At 64.1% G+C, this 18304-nt stretch carries 17 protein-coding genes; 13 read left to right on the forward strand and 4 right to left on the reverse strand.

What is annotated here, in order from left to right; genetic code table 11:
* The 3 genes from ACNPP0_RS28905 to ACNPP0_RS28915 all read right to left on the reverse strand — a co-directional run.
* The coding region (locus tag ACNPP0_RS28905; protein ID WP_448707814.1) for a hypothetical protein at positions 1-279 on the reverse strand (279 nt) is incomplete at its 3' end.
* Positions 279-1796: a di-heme oxidoreductase family protein gene (locus ACNPP0_RS28910; RefSeq protein WP_448707815.1), complete on the reverse strand. Its 1518-nt coding sequence runs from the start codon at positions 1794-1796 to the stop codon at positions 279-281. The genes ACNPP0_RS28905 and ACNPP0_RS28910, both read right to left, overlap by 1 nt.
* Positions 1793-3091, reverse strand: coding sequence for an imelysin family protein (locus tag ACNPP0_RS28915; RefSeq protein ID WP_448707816.1), 1299 nt, complete (start codon positions 3089-3091; stop codon positions 1793-1795). Before ACNPP0_RS28915 ends, ACNPP0_RS28910 begins: the two co-directional genes overlap by 4 nt.
* A gap of 211 nt (positions 3092-3302) precedes the next feature.
* Here ACNPP0_RS28915 and ACNPP0_RS28920 point away from each other — a divergent pair, with 211 nt between their 5' ends.
* From ACNPP0_RS28920 to ACNPP0_RS28965, 10 genes are all read left to right on the forward strand, one after another.
* Positions 3303-4229: a LysR family transcriptional regulator gene (locus ACNPP0_RS28920; RefSeq protein ID WP_448707817.1), complete on the forward strand. Its 927-nt coding sequence runs from the start codon at positions 3303-3305 to the stop codon at positions 4227-4229.
* Between the two features lie 105 nt (positions 4230-4334).
* Positions 4335-5135 carry a class II aldolase/adducin family protein gene (locus ACNPP0_RS28925; protein WP_332611872.1) on the forward strand — a complete coding sequence of 267 codons (801 nt, stop codon included), beginning with the start codon at positions 4335-4337 and terminating at the stop codon, positions 5133-5135.
* 131 nt (positions 5136-5266) lie between these two features.
* A complete protein-coding gene (locus ACNPP0_RS28930) occupies positions 5267-6226 on the forward strand; it encodes a Bug family tripartite tricarboxylate transporter substrate binding protein (protein ID WP_332611871.1) in 960 nt (319 codons plus the stop codon).
* Between the two features lie 33 nt (positions 6227-6259).
* Positions 6260-7249 carry an NAD(P)-dependent oxidoreductase gene (locus tag ACNPP0_RS28935; RefSeq protein WP_448707818.1) on the forward strand — a complete coding sequence of 330 codons (990 nt, stop codon included), beginning with the start codon at positions 6260-6262 and terminating at the stop codon, positions 7247-7249.
* Positions 7250-7489: 240 nt separating this feature from the next.
* The gene (locus tag ACNPP0_RS28940) at positions 7490-8497 is read left to right on the forward strand and encodes an ABC transporter substrate-binding protein (RefSeq protein ID WP_046804176.1); all 1008 of its coding nucleotides are present in this window, start codon (positions 7490-7492) and stop codon (positions 8495-8497) included.
* Positions 8498-8581: 84 nt separating this feature from the next.
* On the forward strand, positions 8582-9376 hold the full coding sequence (locus ACNPP0_RS28945; RefSeq protein ID WP_448707819.1) for an ABC transporter permease: 795 nt from the start codon (positions 8582-8584) through the stop codon (positions 9374-9376).
* Positions 9377-10198, forward strand: coding sequence for an ABC transporter ATP-binding protein (locus ACNPP0_RS28950; protein ID WP_332611868.1), 822 nt, complete (start codon positions 9377-9379; stop codon positions 10196-10198). It abuts the gene before it with no gap.
* Positions 10199-10258: 60 nt separating this feature from the next.
* Entirely contained in the window at positions 10259-10441 is a 183-nt protein-coding gene (locus ACNPP0_RS28955) for a DUF4089 domain-containing protein (RefSeq protein ID WP_332611867.1), read from the forward strand.
* On the forward strand, positions 10438-11826 hold the full coding sequence (locus tag ACNPP0_RS28960; RefSeq protein ID WP_448707820.1) for an AtzE family amidohydrolase: 1389 nt from the start codon (positions 10438-10440) through the stop codon (positions 11824-11826). Before ACNPP0_RS28955 ends, ACNPP0_RS28960 begins: the two co-directional genes overlap by 4 nt.
* A gap of 64 nt (positions 11827-11890) precedes the next feature.
* Positions 11891-12598, forward strand: coding sequence for a GntR family transcriptional regulator (locus ACNPP0_RS28965; RefSeq protein WP_332611865.1), 708 nt, complete (start codon positions 11891-11893; stop codon positions 12596-12598).
* 13 nt (positions 12599-12611) lie between these two features.
* Here ACNPP0_RS28965 and ACNPP0_RS28970 read toward each other — a convergent pair whose 3' ends face one another.
* Complete coding sequence (locus ACNPP0_RS28970) at positions 12612-13154, reverse strand: antibiotic biosynthesis monooxygenase (protein ID WP_332611864.1); 543 nt, start codon at positions 13152-13154, stop codon at positions 12612-12614.
* A 199-nt stretch (positions 13155-13353) separates the two neighbouring features.
* Here ACNPP0_RS28970 and hpxZ point away from each other — a divergent pair, with 199 nt between their 5' ends.
* The 3 genes from hpxZ (at position 13354) to ACNPP0_RS28985 (ending at position 18126) form a co-directional block, all read left to right on the forward strand.
* Positions 13354-13728: an oxalurate catabolism protein HpxZ gene (hpxZ, locus tag ACNPP0_RS28975; protein WP_332611863.1), complete on the forward strand. Its 375-nt coding sequence runs from the start codon at positions 13354-13356 to the stop codon at positions 13726-13728.
* A gap of 180 nt (positions 13729-13908) precedes the next feature.
* Positions 13909-14463, forward strand: coding sequence for an NADPH-dependent FMN reductase (locus ACNPP0_RS28980; protein WP_332611862.1), 555 nt, complete (start codon positions 13909-13911; stop codon positions 14461-14463).
* A 486-nt stretch (positions 14464-14949) separates the two neighbouring features.
* The gene (locus ACNPP0_RS28985; RefSeq protein WP_448707821.1) at positions 14950-18126 is read left to right on the forward strand and encodes a T6SS effector BTH_I2691 family protein; all 3177 of its coding nucleotides are present in this window, start codon (positions 14950-14952) and stop codon (positions 18124-18126) included.
* Positions 18127-18304 lie beyond the last annotated feature (178 nt).

Here is an 18304-nt window from a genome sequence, read left to right on the forward strand (position 1 = left end):
GCGCGCCAGCCGCTCGCCCAGATCGGCGGGTAATTGCGCCTGCGCGGCCAGCGGCACGGCCAGCATCGCCGCAGCCAGGGTGGCCTTCAATGCCGAACATTTCAATGCAAAGGACTTCAACGCAGTGACCTTCGGTGCGGCGGCATGCAACGCGGTCGCCGTCAGCTCGAAAGTGCCCAGCGCGGACCCCTTCAGCGGGATGACCTTCATCAGCGGACCGTTCCACGCGAACGCCCCGCCCTGCGCAGCCTTACCGCCCGCTTGCGTCATGGATCTCATTACAACGACTCCAGGAAACGAATCAGATCAGAGCGTTCGTCCGGCGTCATCGCCACGACGCGATCGCGCGCGGGTTTGCCCGCGCCGCCATGCCACAGCACTGCTTCCAGCAGCGTCCGGGCGCGCCCGTCGTGCAGCCACGTCGCCGTGGGGTTCACAGTCTTGGTCAGGCCGATGCCCCACAGCGGCGGCGTGCGCCACTCGCGGCCGGTGGCCTGGCCGTCGGACACGCCGTCGGCCAGATCGTCGCCCATGTCGTGCACCAGCATGTCGGTATACGGCCAGATCAGTTGGAACCGGTGTTCCGGCTGCTTGGCATTGCGGCTGGTCACATACTTGGGCACGTGACACGCCACGCAGTTGGCTTCGTAGAACAGCTTCTTGCCGGCCAGCACGCGCGCGTCGTCGGCGTCGCGGCGCTGCGGCACCGCCAAGTTGGTGGAATAGATCGTCACGAAGTCCATCAGCTTGGCCGGCACTTCTTCCGGACCAAAGCGCGGCTGCGCGCCGTGCGGCATGTCCAGGCACTGCTTCTGCGCGGGCGTGCAATCGCCCGAATGCTTGGGGAACAGTGGCGTGGACAGGCCCATGTCGTTGGAAAACGCGGCAGCGCTCTGCTGTTCAACGGTGGGCTGGCCGGCCTTTAGATTGAAGCGGCCCAGCACACGCTTGCCGGTGCGCGCGTCGGTCACCCAATTCGGCTTGCCGACGATGCCGTCGCGCTTGTCCGCGCCCACGTTGGCCAGGATGTCGGCTTCGTGTATGGATTCCAGCAGGCCCAACCCGATCATGGGCGGCGCCAGGCGGGGCGAAATCTGCGTGTCGGCGCGCAGGGGGCCATAACCCGGGTTCTCGATGCGATACGTGGGCTTCATCAACGTGGCGGTCTCGCCGCCGTTCAGCGCCACCGCGATGGGCTCGTATTCGATTTCCATGCGGCCTTCGGCCGGCAGGCCCGCCACCGCGAAGTTCTGCAATTGCACGCCGTAAACGGGTTCGGGCAGCTCGGCCAATTCGCCGGGCGCCAGCTTCGGATGGCCACGGTCCGGGCCGCGCGGCACGGCCAGGCGCAACAATAGCGCCACGGCGTCGGTGCGTTCCAAGGGATCAAAGCCCGGCACGGTGCCGCGCCCGTCTTTCGTGTGACAGGCCTGGCACGAGCGCGCGTTGAACAGCGGCCCCAGGCCGTCGGAGGCCTGCGTCGATGCCGGCGCCGACACCCAGTCCTTGCGGAACAGGCCGTTGCCCACCTGGAATTCCTGGCGGCCCTCGAAGCTCATGTTGGCCGAGGGCTGGGAAAAAATGTCGGCGTTGATCAGTTTGTTGGTGGTGGCCGCCCCGGCCTGCATGGTCTCGAAGGTTTCGACCTTGGAGAAATCGCGCGTGGGCGCGGTGATGGCGGTGACGCGTTTTTGGTCTTCGGGCGTTAAGTCGTCACGCCCGGCAGGGACTTCAGTGGCAACGGCGGCGCCGGCGCAGGCCGACGCCGCCAGTACGGCGGCTAGAGCGAGTTTCACTTGAATACGGCGTCGGGTTTATCCAGGCTGTCGGAACCTTCGATGGCAACCTTGCCCAGTTCAAGCAAAGTAATCACGCGTTCCAGGCTGCGGGTCTGGTCGACCAGGCGGTCGATGGCGGCCTGCACCACGGCGTTGCCTTCCTTATTGCCGTCCGCAATCATCTGGTCGTAGGTTTCAACCGTTTCGGCGCGCGTCTTCATGGCTTGCATGGCGGCCACGGTGGCGTCCAGCTTGGCGCGCACTTCGGCGTCTAGCTTGGGGTCGCGCGCCTTGACCAATTCAGACAGGCTGGCGCCCGTGACCTGCTTGCCGTCGATGCGGGTGTAGGTGCCCAGGTAGACGTTACGAATGCCGATCTGGTCGTAGTAATGCGAATTGTGGGTGTTGTCCGAGAAGCAATCGTGCTCTTCTTCGGGGTCATGCAGCATCAGGCCCAGCTTCATGCGTTCGCCGGCCAGTTCGCCGTACGACAAGCTGCCCAAACCCGTCAGCATGGCGATCAAGCCCGCCTTGGGGTCTTCTTCGACGGCCTTGCGCGCGGCGCCGTCCTTCTTCCAGTTGCCGACCATTTCTTCCAGGTCCGTTACCAGCAGGTCCGTCACGGCCTTCAGGAATTGCACGCGGCGTTCGCAGTGGCCGCCCGTGCATTGCTTGGTGTCGAAGTCGGTATGCGGGCGGTTGCCGGAATGGCGTTCTTGCGGCGTGCCCTTGCGGTCTGCCGGCGCCGGGCCGGTGCCGTTCAGGTCCTGGCCCCACAGCAGAAATTCAATGGCGTGATAGCCGGTGGCCACGTTGGCTTCGTTGCCGTCGGCTTCGTGCAGCACTTCAGACAGCAGTTGAGGCGTGATCTTGCTGACGTCCACCGTTTTGCCGCCCACCGAGATCTTTGAGTTGGCGATGACGTTGACGGCGTAGTAGGCGTTTTCGTCGTTGTCGGTGCCGTACGAGGCATCCACATAGTCGATCAGGCCTTCGTCCAGCGGCCAGGCGTTCACGCGGCCTTCCCAGTCGTCAACGATGGGGTTGCCAAACCGATACGCCTCGGTCTGCTGGTACGGCACGCGCGCGGCCAGCCACGCTTCGCGCGCAGCCTTCAGCGTGTCGGGGCCGGGCTTGGCGATCAGCGCGTTGATGGCGGAGCGCAGCGTCTTGGCGGCGGTCAGCGAATCTTCATAGCCCGCCAGCGCCAGATCCGAATAGGTGGCGACGACAGCACGCGGTTCCGCGGCCGCATGGGCCGTCCCCCCGAATACCGCTGCGGCCAACACCGCACCCAACAACAACTTGCGCATCGACTTTCTCCCGTGACTCGAACGGTGTCCGCCCCCGCGGCGGGCCGTTCCGACTTCAATTTTGTGGATGCGAGTGTAAACAATTTTCGTTTGATGTTCAGCGCCAAGTCAGATACCTGACATTTTTTTGAACGGAATCCGCTTAAAAAAAGCGCGCGCCTATCAGGCGGGCCGCTACTATCGCGCTATTACCGTCCCCGTTTTGAAGACCATGGAACTGCGTCAACTCCGCTACTTCGTGCGCGTTGCCGAACTGGGCAGCATCGGCCGCGCGGCGCGCGATCTGGGCGTGGTGGCCTCGGCGCTAAGCCAGCAGATCAGCCGCCTGGAAAGCGAATTGGCGACGCGCTTGCTGATGCGCACGCATACCGGCGTGGTGCCCACCGCCGCCGGCACCGCGTTCCTGCGGCAAGCGCGGCTGACGTTGCGGCATGCGGAACACGCCGTGGCGGCCGCGCGCGAGGCGCGCCTGTCGGGCATGGTCAGCGTGGGCTTTGCGCCCACCACGGCGTCCATGCTGGCGCGGCCGTTCTACGCAGCCATGGTCGAACGCTACCCCAACGTGCGGCTGCATCTGGTCGAGGGCCTGTCGGGCAACCTGGGCGAGCAGCTCAACAACCGGCGGCTGGACCTGGCGGTGCTGTTCCAGAATGACAGCAGCCAGGGCCGCAGCGCGATCCCGGTGCTGGACGAAAAATTGTTCCTGCTGGCCCCGCGTGGCGTGTTTGCCCTGCCCGACGGCGAACCCGCCACCATCGACCAGCTGGCCGGCCTGCCGCTGGCCGTGACCAGCAAGGCCCATGGCCTGCGCGCCTGGGTCGAAGCCGCCTTCGAACGGGTAGGCATCGAGCCCTGGGTGGCCGTGGAAGTGGACGGGCTGACCACGCTGATGGACCTGGTGCAGGCCAACCCCATCGCCACCATCCAACCGGGCGCCGCCGTGGCGCGGGCCGAGGCCGGGCTGTTGAACATGCACCCCATCGACGACCCGTACCTGTACCGCCGCAACGCCGTCTACTGCATCAACGACGAAGAACTGTCGCCCGCCGCGCTGGCCGCGCGCGTCGTGCTGGTGGACGTGATGCGCGCGCAAGTACGCCACGGCGGCTGGCCGGGCGCCACCCTTCTGGATTCGTGATGCCCCCATGCCGGCCGCAGGGCTAGGCCGCGCCGGGTCCCACGCATACATTGCATTCGTGAACGCCGTGGCATGGTGCCGCGGCAACGGACCCCTGCAAAGCTGATGACCACTGATTCCCGACGCCCGGGCACGCTTCCCATCGCCTCCATGCGGCCGCACTGTTCCGACCAGGAATGGCAGGCCCGTGTCGACCTGGCCGCCTGTTACCGGCTGGTCGAGCTTTACGGCATGGCCGACATGATGGCCAACCATATCTCGGCCCGCGTGCCGGGCGAAGACAACGCGTTCCTTATCAACCCCTACGGGATGATGTACGAAGAGATCACGGCGTCCAGCCTGATCAAGGTGGACCTGGACGGCACCATCCTGGCCAAGCCGGACTTTGGCGACATGAACTACGGCATCAACAAGGCGGGCTACGTGATCCACAGCGCGGTGCACGCCGCCCGCCATGACGTGGACTGCGTCATCCACACACACAGCTGGGCGTCGATGGCCGTGGCCTCGCTGGACTGCGGGCTGCTGCCGCTGACGCAGACGGCCATGCGCTTTTTGAAGATCGGCTATCACGACTACCAGGGCGTGGTGCTGGACCTGCACGAGCAGCAATCGCTGTTGCAGGACCTGGGCCAGGGCGAAGCGCTGATCCTGCGCAACCATGGCGCGCTGACGGTGGGACGCACGGTGGGCGAGGCCTTCAACTGGATGCACCGGCTGGAGCTGGCTTGCCGTGCCCAATTGGCGGCCATGGCCACGGGCTCGCCGCTGCGCCAGGTCAGCCCCGCCGTGCTGGAAGAAACCTGGAACAACTATCAGCCCGGCACGCGGCGCCCTTACGGCGTCATGGAATGGCCGGCCCTGCTGCGCAAACTGGACCGCATCGACCCCGGCTTTCGGGATTGACCCCGGCGCCCCGACCGGCGACGGATACCTGCATTGGATTCCTGTATTGGAGTCCTGCATCCCAAAGGCGCCGGCCGACGTGGCGGCACGGCGCCGACTTATCCAAACGACAACCACGGACGGAGACAACGATGAACACTGCCCGAGCCCTGCTCGCCGCCGCAGCGGCGGCCTGCGCCTGTACCGCCCCAGCCGCCATGGCCGCCGACTACCCCGACAAGCCCGTGAAGGTGATCGTGGCGTTCACTGCCGGCGGCACCACCGACACGCTGACGCGCAGCATGTCCAACGCGCTGTCCAAGAAGCTGGACCAACCTTTCGTGGTGGAAAACAAACCGGGCGCGGGCGGCAACATCGGCACGGAATTCGTGGTGCGCGCCGCGCCCGACGGGCATACGCTGATTGTCAATTCCGTCGGCCCCATCGCGGTCAATGCATCGCTGGCCAAACTGTCGTTCGACCCGTTGACCGACTTGGTGCCTATGGTGCAGATCGCCACCGTGCCGAACGTGCTGGTCGTGCCGCCGTCATCGCCCGCCAAGGACATCAAGAGTTTTCTTGCTTACGTCAAAAAGGCGCAGCACCTGAACTACAGTTCCACCGGCGTGGGCACGTCGTCGCACCTGTCCAGCTACATGTTGATGGACCAGTTGGGGGTGCAAGCCACGCACGTGCCGTACAAAGGGGCCGACGCGGTCAACGACTTGCTGGCCGGACGCATCGACTTCATGTTCGCCACGATTCCGTCGGTGATCGGGCAGATACGCGCGGGCAAGCTGCGCCCGCTGGCCGTCAGCACGCTGCAACGGTCGGCAACCCTGCCCGAATTGCCCACCATTGCCGAGTCCGGTTATCCGGGCTTTGACGCCGGATCTTGGTTTGGCTTCTTCGGCCCGAAAGGCACGCCGCCCGAGGTCATTACCGTGATCAACCGCGAAGTCAACGCCGCCCTGCCCTCGCTGAAGGCGCAGATGCTGCATGAAGGCGCCGAGCCCGTAGGCGGCACGCCCGCGCAGTTTTCCACCTTCATCCGTGCGGAGCACGACAAGTGGGCGGCGCTGGTGCGCAAATTCCAACCCGCCGCCAACTAAGCCGCCGCCCTCTGGATCACCCCCGAGCCATCCATGCCGCAAGACGAGATCCGCATCCTTTGTTCGCCCGCCGAGGCCGACGCGCTGCGCCAGGCGCTGGCAAGCCGGGACGCACCGCGCATCGCGCTGTGCCACCCGCAAGCCGGCGAGCCGTGCAACGCGCGCGTCGCGTTCATTTCGCGCGACATCACGGGCGCGTCCACCAAGTTCCAGATCACGCCCGACACGGCGCGCTACTACGACGCGCTGTTGTCCGCGCCTGACCTGCAATGGGTCCATGTGCATTCGGCCGGCGCGGACCGCGACATCTATCAGCAACTGCACGCACGCGGCGTCGCCATCACCACGTCACAAGGCGCGACCGACGCGGTGGTTGCGCAAACCGCGATCGGTGGCGTGCTGGCCCTGGCGCGCCGCCTGCCCCTGCTGGCCGCCGACCAACGCGAACGCGCGTGGCGGCCTCTGTTGGGCGAACGCACGCCACGCGATCTGGCCGGGCAACACGCGGTGGTCGTCGGCTGGGGCGGCATCGGCCAACGCATCGGCGCGCTGCTGGGCGCGTTGGGCCTGACGCTGTCCGTCGTGCGCCATTCCGCCACGCCCGTGCCGCAAGCGCGCCACAGCGTTACCTATGCCAACCTGCGCAGCCTGCTGCCCCAGGCCGACTGGCTGCTGCTTGCCTGCCCGCTGACACCGGCCACGCGTGGGCTGATCGACCAGCAGGCTTTGGCCGCCTTGCCCACGCACGCGTCGGTCGTCAACGTGGCGCGCGGCCACGTCATTGACGAAGCCGCGTTGATCGACGCTTTGTCGGCAGGCCGCCTGGGCGGCGCGTTCCTGGACGTATTCCAGCAAGAGCCCCTGCCGCCGGCATCCCCGCTATGGGGGTTGGACAACGTCATCGTGACGCCGCACAGCGCGGGCTTCTCGGACGGCAATCGCGCGCGCGTGCGCGGCCTGTTCGTCGACAACCTGCACCGTTGGGCGCGCGCTGAACCCCTGGCCAACCGCCTGGTGGGCTGACGCCGCCGAGTCCGCAAGCCTGCTGACGCCCCGCCCGACGTCCGACCTGTCCCCTTCAGTGGTGCGTCATGCACCAAAATGGTTCACCCGAGGCACCAGCGCGAGGCCGCCGCACGCGTCTCCCAGGGCTAACCCCACCCTGGCAAACCTGGCACGGGTTTTGCTTGATGACTGGTATGCAAGCTTGTCTACAAGGCAAGCGTCGCAACACCTTTCACTGCAAGCCCTCCAGGAGCCTTCATGATCAACCGCAATGCGCCTTTCGCCTTCAACGCCACCCGCCGCCGTCTGATCCAGGGCGCGGCCCTGGGCGCCGCGACGCTGGCTGCGCCCGCGCTGGTCCGCGCCCAATCGGGCCCGGTGATCCGCATCGGCTTCTGGCCCGTGGCGGCCGGCCTGCCGTTCTACGCGGCCGTGGAAAAAGGCTATTTCAAGGAAGCGGGCCTGAACGTCGAACCGCTGAAGTTCGCGGGCGCGCAGCAGGTCATGGAAGCCATGCTGGCCGGCCGCGCGGACGGCAGCGCCAACGGCACGGGCTCGGCCAACCTGGCCATCGGCGAGATCGCCTCGCCTGGCCTGTTCAAGATTTTTGCGTCCAATCCCAGCAACGCCAAGAACGTGCTGGATGAGTTCATCGTCGCGAAAGACAGTCCCATCAAATCCATAGCAGACCTCAAGGGGAAAAAGGTCGGATCTGGACCCGGCATCCAGAACGCCACGCTGGCCAAAGCAGTACTGGAGCGCGCCGGCGCAACCGGAGCAACCGTGGTCGAGTTGGCGATCAGCCAGCACGTGGCCGCGGTTGCCGCCGGCCAGTTGGATGCGTGCTACACGCTGGAACCCACGGGCACGGTGGGCCGCTTGAACGGCACCACGCGCGTGCTGGAAACGGGCGTGATCGCCAAGTACGTGCTGGGCGATCCGATGGCGCCGTGGTTTGGCGGGTCGGCCTCGCTGACCACCGCGTTCCTGAAAAAGCACCCGGAAGAAAGCAAGAAATTCATCGCGGCCTATGCGCGCGGCATCGAACTGATCCGCACCAAGCCGGCCGAGGCGCGCCCCTTCATGAAGGGCTACACCGCCATCGAAGGCCCCATGACCGAAGAAGTGCCATTGGCGGCCTACACGCTCTACAACGAGTTCACGCCCAGCGACATCCAGTACTTCCAGAAGTTCTTCGACCTGTTTACCGAGAAGGGCATCTTCGCGCAAAAGGTCGACGTGTCGACCATGCTTTACAAGGGCTGACCCATGACAGCCACGACCGCGACTTCCGCAACCTCAAGCGTGCCCGCAAGCGCGACCACGACCGCGACAAAGGCACCGACCGCCATGGCCGCCCCCTCCGCCCCCACCAGGCAGCCACCGCGCAAGTTCAATGGCGCACGCTTCCTGCCCCTGATCGGGCCCCTGGCTCTGTTCGTGATCTGGGACCTGGTGGTGCGGCTGCAACTGGTCAGCCCCGTGCTGCTGCCCACGCCCAGCGCCACCATCGTGGCCCTGGTCAAGGGCCTGGCCGGCGGGCCGCTGCTGTGGGATTTCCTGTCATCGTTGAACCGCACGCTGCAAGCCTTCGTGATCGCCGGCGTCATCGGCGTGCCTTTGGGCGTGCTGCTGGGCAGCAATGAAAAGGCGTATCGCAGCGTGGAGTTCCTGGTGGACTTCTTTCGGTCGACGCCGTCGTCCGCGCTGATCCCGCTGTTCCTGATGATCTTTGGCGTTACCGACATGAACAAGATCGCCATCGCCGCGTTTGCCGCCGTGCTGGTGATTCTGTTCAACAGCGCCTATGGCGTCATCAATGCCCGCAAGCAGCGTGTGATGGCGGCCCGCGTGATGGGCGCATCGCGCTGGCAGATCTTCAAGGACGTGCTGATCTGGGAAAGCCTGCAACCCACGTTTGTCGGCCTGCGCAGCGGCGTATCGATGGCGCTGGTGATCGTGATCGTGGCGGAAATGTTCATTGGGTCCGACAGCGGCCTGGGCAATCGCATCATCAACGCGCAGCAAGTGCTGAACGTGCGCGAGATGTACGCGGCGATCCTGGCGGCCGGCGCGCTGGGCTATGTGCTGAACATTATTTTTCTTGTGCTGGAAAAGCGCGTGGTCCATTGGAGCGGCCGATAAATGTCCACCGTCATCAACCCCATCATCGCCCCCGCCCCCGCCGCCGCGCCGTTTGCGCCCGGCCCCCTGGGCACGCACATCACCATTCGTGGCCTGACCAAGTATTTCGCGGGCTGGCCGCTGTACGAAGACTTCAACCTGGACATCCCCAAGGGCAAGATCGTCTCCGTCTTCGGCCCCAACGGCTGCGGCAAGTCCACACTGATCAACATGATCGCGGGCCTTATTCCCATTGATGCCGGCGAGATCCTGTTCGACGGCAAATCCCTGGCGCAAACCAAGATCGGCTATGTGTTCCAGAACTACCGCGAAGCCATGTTCCCGTGGCTGCGCACGATTGACAACATTGCCTACCCGCTGCGGCTGGAAGGCCGCAGCAAGGCCGAAGTGGATGCGCGCGTGGAAGAGCTGGTCGCCTCGTTCGACGTCAAGTTCGACCTGAAGCGCTATCCGTATGAACTCAGTGGCGGGCAGCAGCAGACGGCCTCCATCATGCGCGCGCTGGCGCCCGGACCCGAGGTGCTGTTCCTGGACGAACCCTTCTCCGCGCTGGACTTCGAGATGACGCTGTTCATCCGCGAAAAGCTGCAAGAGGTGTTTTTGCAAACGGGCACCACCATGTTGCTGGTGTCGCACGATCTGGAAGAAGCCGTGTACCTGGCCGACCAGGTGCTGCTGCTGACCAAGCGCCCCACCCGCGTGGCCGAGATCCTGGACTACACGGATGCCCGCCCACGCACGGTGGAAACACTGTCCGAGCCCAGCTTTATTCAAATGAAGAAACTGAGTCTGGAGATTTTCCAGCGCGAAGTGCGCAGGTAGGCAATCCACCGACTCGGTGTCTCAGGCAAGCAATCAACGCGTCTATCGGGAGAATCCGCCATGACCCAGGAAACCATCGATCAATACGTGCGCAGCGCCTTGGCGCTGTCGGGCTACGCCCTGCGCGAAGCGGCCACGGCCGAAGTCGTGCAGCAGTTCGCGCGCATCCACGACATTGCGGCCAGCTTCATCGACGAGCCGCTGCCCGTCGAACTGGAATCCGCATCGGTGTTCCGTCCGTGAGCGGCCCCGCCATCGACATCGCCCGCCAGGTCGCCAGCGGCGAGCGCAGCGCGCTGGCCGTGCTGGACGCCACCTTGGCCCGCGTGCGCGAACGTGACCCCGCGTACAACTGCTTTACCGCCGTGACCGAGGCGCGCGCCCGCCAGGAAGCCGCCGCCATCGATGCGCGCCGCGCGCGTGGGGAGGCACTGCCGCCATTGGCAGGCGTGCCCTATGCCGTCAAGAACCTGTTCGACATTGCTGATGAAGTGACCTTGGCAGGCGGCCGCGTCAACGCCGCCAATCCGCCCGCCGCGCAAGACGGGCGTCTGGTCGCGCGCATGCGGGACGCCGGCGCCGTGCTGATTGGCGCCCTGAACATGGACGAACACGCCTACGGCTTCACCACCGAAAACACCCACTACGGCCCATGCCGCAACCCGCACGACACCAGCCGTATCGCGGGCGGATCATCGGGCGGCAGCGCGGCCGCCGTGGCGGGCGGGCTGGTGCCGTTGACCCTGGGCTCGGACACCAACGGGTCCATCCGCGTGCCGGCGTCGCTGTGCGGCGTCTTCGGCTTGAAGCCGACCTATGGCCGCCTGCCGCGCACGGGGTCTTTTCCCTTTGTCGGCAGCCTGGACCACCTGGGCCCCTTCGCCGCCAGCGCCAGCGACCTGGCCGCCGCCTACGATGCGTTGCAAGGCCCCGACCCGGACGACGCTGCCTGCGCCCAACATGCCGTGGACTCCGTGTTGCCCACGCTAGCCTCTGGCGCGCGCAAATTGCGCGTGGCCGTGCTGGGCGGCTACTTTGCCGACTGGGCCGGCCCGCAAGCCCGCCGCGCCGTCGAGATCGCCGCGCGCGCGCTGGACGCCACCGCCGTCGTCGACATGCCCGGCGCCACGCAAGCGCGCGCCGCCGCCTTCATCATCACGGCGGCCGAAGGCGGCGCGTTGCATCGGCGCAAGCTGGTCACGCACTACGACTACTACGAACCCTATTCGCGCGACCGCCTGGTCGCCGGCAGCCTGGTGCCCGCCGCCTGGGTGCAGCAGGCGCAACGCATTCGCCACCGCGTCTACCGCGAGGCCATGGCGCTGTTCGACCAGTACGACGTGCTGATCGCGCCCGCCACGCCCGTGTCCGCCACGCCGATAGGCACCGACTGGCTGACGCTGGCCGGTAAAGAACTGCCCGCGCGAGCCAGCATGGGGCTGCTGACGCAACCCATCTCATGTATCGGCCTGCCCGTCTGCACCGCGCCGACGTGGCCCGAGACCGAACACGACGGCCACTTGCCACTGGGCGTGCAATTGATCGGCGCGCCCTGGCGCGAAGCTGATTGCCTGGCCGCCGCCTACGCGCTGGAACAGGCCGGCGCCGCGCGCGTGCATCCGGTCTGAGCTTTCTTTTTATCTCTTTCCGCCACCGTCCGACCGCCACACCCCTCAACATCCAAGGCCCGTTATGGAATCCGCATTCGCCGCCATCGACATGCCCCGCACCCTGGCCGACACCGCCTACGGTGCATTAAAACGGGACATCCTTGATTTCCGGCTGGCGCCGGGCGACCGCTTTACCGAAACCGAAATCGCGGACCGGCTGCAAGTAAGCCGCACGCCGGTGCGCGAAGCGCTGTTCCGGCTGGAGCGCGAAGGCTATCTGGAAGTCCGGCAACGCAACGGCTGGCTGGTCAAGCCGCTGGACTTCAACACGCTGGACCACTTCTACGAACTGCGCAGCGTGCTGGAAACCGCTGCCGTCCATGCGCTGTGTGTGCCAGGCCAAGGCCCCGATCCGCTGCGCGCGCTGCAATCACTGGCCGACACCTGGCTGGTCGCGCCCGGTGATCGGTCCAGCGATGGCGAATGGCTGGCCGACCTGGACGAACGCTTTCATATCGACTTGGTGGCGGCCGCCGGCAACCCGGAGATTGCACGCGTGCATCGCGCAGCCACCGAGCGCATCCGCATCGTGCGACGGCTGGATTTCACGCTGCAAGACCGTATCGACAACACCTACGAAGAACATGGCGCCATCCTGCGCGCCGTGTTGGCCCGCGACGGCGCTGCCGCCGCACAGCTGCTGCAAGCGCACATCAGCGACAGCCAAAGCGCGGTGCGCAAAATCACCCTGCACCGCTTGTATTCCACCCGTCACGCCAAGGCGGCCTGACGGGTGTGCGGCATCATCCCGCCCGCAACCACCGTTGCAGCACCCGCGAAATTACCGGAATGCAGATGAACACCATGATGGGCGTCAATATCACGCTTGTGATCAAAACGCGCCAGAACACGGGCAGCACGCTCAGATGCTCGCTGACCAGCATCGAGAACACCAACAACACCGGGAAGTACGCCAGCCAGATGCTCACCGCCTGCTTCCAGCGCGGCGGCGCGCTGGCAGCCTTCGGCGCAAACCAGCCGTCCGTGCCCTTGACGCGGTGTTCATGGCTGGCCCGCACCAGGTTCGCCCCGCGCTCCAGCCACATGCGGCGCGGCAAGGATTTTTCCCACCGCAACAAGCTCGCCTCGTCCGTGAAGCGCAGCACGATCTGGTATTGGTCGCCCCCTTCGGGCGGTTGCAGCACACCCGATCCCAAAAAGCCGGGAAACCCCGCCGCCAGGATTTCGCCCTGGCGCATCCAGGACAGAAAATCGCTATAGCGTTCGGGTGCGATATGACGCGTGACCAGCATGGTGACCGGGGCGGAAACAGCGGAACTGGACATGACGGAACTCCTGGGCAACGGTGTAGCTTGTTATGCAGTGTTAACCCTAGCAATCCCCGTGCCAGCCTTGCGGTGCAGCATTCCCCTGGCGTGAACGACATCGACGCGCTGCACGTCCAAAATTGCGCACCGCAACACACACCATATTGGTGATTACCCCTACTCAACGCACCAAGCCGGTGCATGCGGAGAAACAGAGATGGACATCAATTTGCCCGACGTCGTCGCCGAAGTCACGGCCGCCTTCGAGCGCTATGAAACCGCGCTGGTGACCAACGACGTTCAGGAGCTGGACACGCTGTTCTGGAACAGCCCGCACACGTTGCGCTACGGCGCCGGCGAAAATCTGTATGGCTATGAGGCCATCCGCGAATTCCGCGCCGGGCGCTCGCCGCAAGGCCTGGCGCGGCGCGTCCTGCGCACCGCCATCACCACGTACGGCACGGACTTCGCCACCACCAACATCGAATTTCAACGCCAGGGCAGCGACCGCATCGGCCGCCAAAGCCAGACCTGGATGCGCACGCCCGCGGGGTGGCGCGTGGTGTCGGCGCATGTCAGCCTGATGGTGTGACACGTTGACGGGCGACGCGCGGCCGCGGCGCTGTCACGGACATGGCGCGCGCGGCCAAGCCGCTGGCCTGCTCTGCCGCAGGACGGCACCGCTCGCATTAAGACATAACGCGACAATGATTGAGCGCGTCGCCAAGCAGGTCTACACTGGCTTTTCCCTTTCCCGTTGGAGCATTTGCCCATGAGCACCTACAAAATTGCAGTTTTCGTCGGCAGCCTGCGTGCCGCCTCGATCAATTTGCGATTGGCTCGTGCGCTGGAAAAGCTGGTTCCCGCGGACTTCAAGTTCGATTACGTCAGCCTGGGCGACATCCCGCTGTACAACCAGGACAACGAAAACAATCTGCCCGCCCCCGCCGCCAAGCTCAAGCAGCAGATCGCCGACGCGCAGGGCATTCTTTTCGTGTCTCCCGAACACAACCGCTCGGTGCCCGCCGCGATCAAGAACGGCATTGACTGGGGTTCGCGCCCCTGGGGCCAGAACTCCTGGCCCGGCAAGGCCGTCGGCATCGTCGGCGCATCGCCCAGCGCCGCCGGCACCGCGATGATGCAGCAACACCTGCGCAACATCCTGGCCGCCGAAGGCGCCAACGCGCTGACCACCCCGGAAGTGTTCCTGCAATATTCCGAAGGCCTGATCGACGACCAATACACGATCACCAACGAAGGCACCCGCAAGTTCCTGCAAGGCTGGGTCGACCGCTACGTGGACTGGGTCAAGAAACTGAACAGCTGATTGCCGCCGCAGCCGGCAGGGCCACGCCCACCGGCGCCGATCGCCCGATCTACCTCCGGGCGATCAAGCCCCCTGACACGTCGGGGGGCTTTTTTTTGCGCCGCGTTTGTCGGACTGGCGCTGGGGCATGACTGGATGAGCCAGATTTGACCCGATCGAGCCAAATCTGGCCCGCTATAAGTCGTTGATAAGACGCAGGTTATTTTTAATCGAGTCAACTCTGGCTCGATTTCTCGTGAAAAACGGGCGTTTTCCGGGCATGGCACCGACCGCATGCCACTACAAGTCCGCCAATTTCACCGCAAGCCATTGATATCGCGCGTCTATTTTCAAGATTCGGTTTCATGGCACGGATGTTGCATTGCTCCGATATCGGACCAGCGCGAGCGCGTACCTGTCGAACGTGCCGCGCGCCGATCCGAACGCTTGACGGCATGCCGACGGCATTGCGGTCGTGACGTGTTGGCATTTACGGGGAGTTGCATCATGGGTTCGCATGCGGGTTCGTTCGCCTATCAGGCGCGGCTGGCGGTATTGGAAACCATGGCGGTGCCGGTCGGTACTTGCCGCGCGTGCGAGCGCAGCGGGATGCCGATCCTGTTGCTGCGCGAGGCCGCATTGCCGCAGGGGCCGTCCCCCTTCGATCCCGAACAAGACCGCGTACGCATCGATATGCAGCCGGGCAACTATCGCGTACTGCGCGAAGGGTTTGTGTATGTGCTGCTGGATCAGGAAATCTGGCACGCGTACCAAGTCACCGCCGACGGGCACATGCGCCAATATGACCCGTACCGAATGCCCGAGGGCACGCCCCGCCCGTTGTCCAAGGCTTGCACGGGTGTAGGGCACGACGTGCGCGCTTCGTTCATACACGTCGACACCGCGGTCTACAAGGAAGCGTGGATCGCGTTCTCGCAAGATCGGTGGCCTGAGCCGGTGTTGGATGCCTACAAGGCGCAGACGGCGCCATCCGCGCGGTTCTTGAAAGTGGATCTGACGGCGTTGCGTGACACGCCGCAAACGGTATTGCACGGGTTGAAATTCGCGGATGGGTTTCTGATCGATCACGTGTGGGAATACCGTTACGACGGGGAAGATTTCGGCAGCCGACATGCCGTGCGTACACGTACCCCCAGGTTTGTGCCGTTGAATGATTACGTCGACGACATCGCAAAGACGCAAGGCCTGCCGCAAGGTGTGCCGGTATTGGCGTTGCCCGATCCGGTGGGCGTGGTGTTGGAATTCAATCAACAACGCCATTTGCTGATTAACGACCGGCTCGCGTGGGCGGGCAATGCCGAACGGCAGTATCTACTGTTCACATCGGCGGCGCTGGTGCAGATCAGAGAATTGGAGAAGACCTGGGCACGCACGCAAGCGGTACAGGAAGTCGAAAAACAGATCGAATACCGCCGACAACACAATGACCATCCCGTGCTGGGCACGCGTTCCCATTTACCGCCGGTGGATGTCCCCCGCGAAACGGAAATCGCGGCCAGGCGCATCACGGCTGATTATCACCAACGCCTGGAACAACGCTACAGCGAGCCGCGTCGCAAGCAGTTTCAGGACATGCACGATAAGGAATGGCAGCGTCGGCAAGGATTGATAGATACGATGGCGGCCCGCTATGTCGCATGGCTGCAATCTCTGGCTTGGCTGCGCATCGCACGGTACGACTACTCGGCTACCGATCCGCACTCGGCGGCGGCGTACACCAAGATGGTGGCGGCATGCCTGGACGGCGGCCCCAGCGAAGCGGCCCCGGTTGATGGCGGAGATCTTGGCCCCACGCAGCAGCTGTGGAAGGCCTTGCTGGAAAACCCCGACAGCATTCTGTACCAGGCGCTACTAGCCAAGAACGCCCGCCTGCTTGAAGGCCTGCGTCCCACTTTTACGGAAGGCTTCAAGGCCAATGATTCCGGCAAGCTATATGCCGCCATCAAAGACGTGATGGCCTCGCAAGAAGGTGAGATGTATCTACGCAGCACCGTAAGGGACGCGGCGGGCCAACTGCAAGGCGCGATGATTAACGCGATGACGGTGCTGGAAGCGCGAGCGCAAGAACGGCTTCTGCCCGTCGCGACGACAGTTCATCAAGCCGCCCTGCTGCTATACGAGCGCACCCAGCTACTACGGGTTCAGATTGAACTGACACTGGGCGAGTATCGGGAATTACTCACTCAACAAATTCGCCAGCAATACGACAAGGCCGCGAAGGAGACCGGCAAGAAGGCCCGGGCGCTGATATTCAGCGGCATGCTGACCTTGCCCGGCCCGGCTCAGAACCACATATTCAAAGCCACGTTCTGGGTGGCGGATACCGCCGAAGGGTTGAAAGAAAAGCTAATTGCCGTGTCGGACGCTGGCGCAGACGCCATGGACACTGGCTGGCGCAGCGTGGTGGTGGGCCTTGGAAGTTTGGAACCTAAGGCACACGCGATAGTCGGGCGACTACGAACCACGGCTGCGGATGCAAAGCTACGAGCACATACGGCTTTTGTGGGAATACGCGGGATGGCGAACATGGACGTGGCGTTGTCCATGGGCGCGTTGTTCTTTCAACAGGACGGGCTAACACGCAGTTTGCAAGAGCTTGAACACAGGCTGGGCGACCGATACCCAGAAGCCCTCGCGGGCGTAGCCGCAAGCGCGATGGGCGTTATCGGTGTCGGCATCGAAGCCGCCGGCGTGGGATTCAGAGGTGTCACGCAGGCAATGGAAAAAGCCGCTATCGCCAAGCCGCACGCGGTGAAAGCATTGACGCTTAGTAAGGGCCTGATTCGTTTTGGCGGAGCCACGAGCGCGCTGTCGGGCGTGGTAGAAGGAGTGCAGTATTTCTTTGCCGCGTATAGGAATGGCCGCGCGGGCGACACCCCCGCAGCAATGCGACATGGATGGGCCGGAGGGCTTGCGCTAGCGAGCGGCTTGACTGGGAGCGCAGCCGCTATCTTCGGATTGACTTCGCTGACGGGCCCTTTGGGTTTAGCGATCGTATTCGGCCTCGTCGCTTACGCCGCATCAAGTACCGCCAAGGAGCTTGAGGCCACACCATTAGAGCAATGGAGCAGGCGCTGCTATTTCGGCGTACACAACGAAAAACCACAGGTTTGGTGGAACAGCGCAATGACCGCCATGCATGTACCAAAGCACCGAAATCTCGAAGATGCCATAGCCAAATCCAACGCGGCCATCATGGATAGCGAAACGGCCATTGGCGCGCTGAATGCAGCCATTCTCGGAATGGGCATAACGGCAAAATTTCTCAGCAATCCTCAGCCGACGCTCGACATCCGAAGCGTAGAGCCGATTTGGTCTCAAGCATTCGTCTACCGCATCGATTTCCCACAGTGGGATAGCGAACAAGGTGCATATGCCATGTACGTGAGTCTAAAGGACTACAAGGGACAACACTTTGCAGTAGTGGACCAACACAACGCTCCGCCATTGGCTCATTTGTCGCACGACCGGCGACCCGCGAGCTACACGGTCGACGCCAACGCGACGCGCAAGCCAACTCAAGCGGAATCCACGATCACCGGCACGCTCACCCTTGCTTTTTTGGAACGCGACATTGAATCGGCAACCGTGCGCGCAATGTACTGGCCCGACAAGACGAAAACCGACCTTTTTGCAGAGCTGGTGGTAACTGCGATGCGCTAGCCGGTTGCTCTGACATACAAAACTGTCTCCGTTGGCAATCCAGAGCACACATCCCAAGAGATATGACAAATAAAAGATCCATATTGGACGCCCCTACACGAGGATGGCAGCGCGATTTGGCGATGCCGACCGATAGTGAACGACCCGCGATAAGGTCAGACCCTTTACCGACGCTAAA

This window comes from Achromobacter semiaridum, assembly GCF_053543755.1.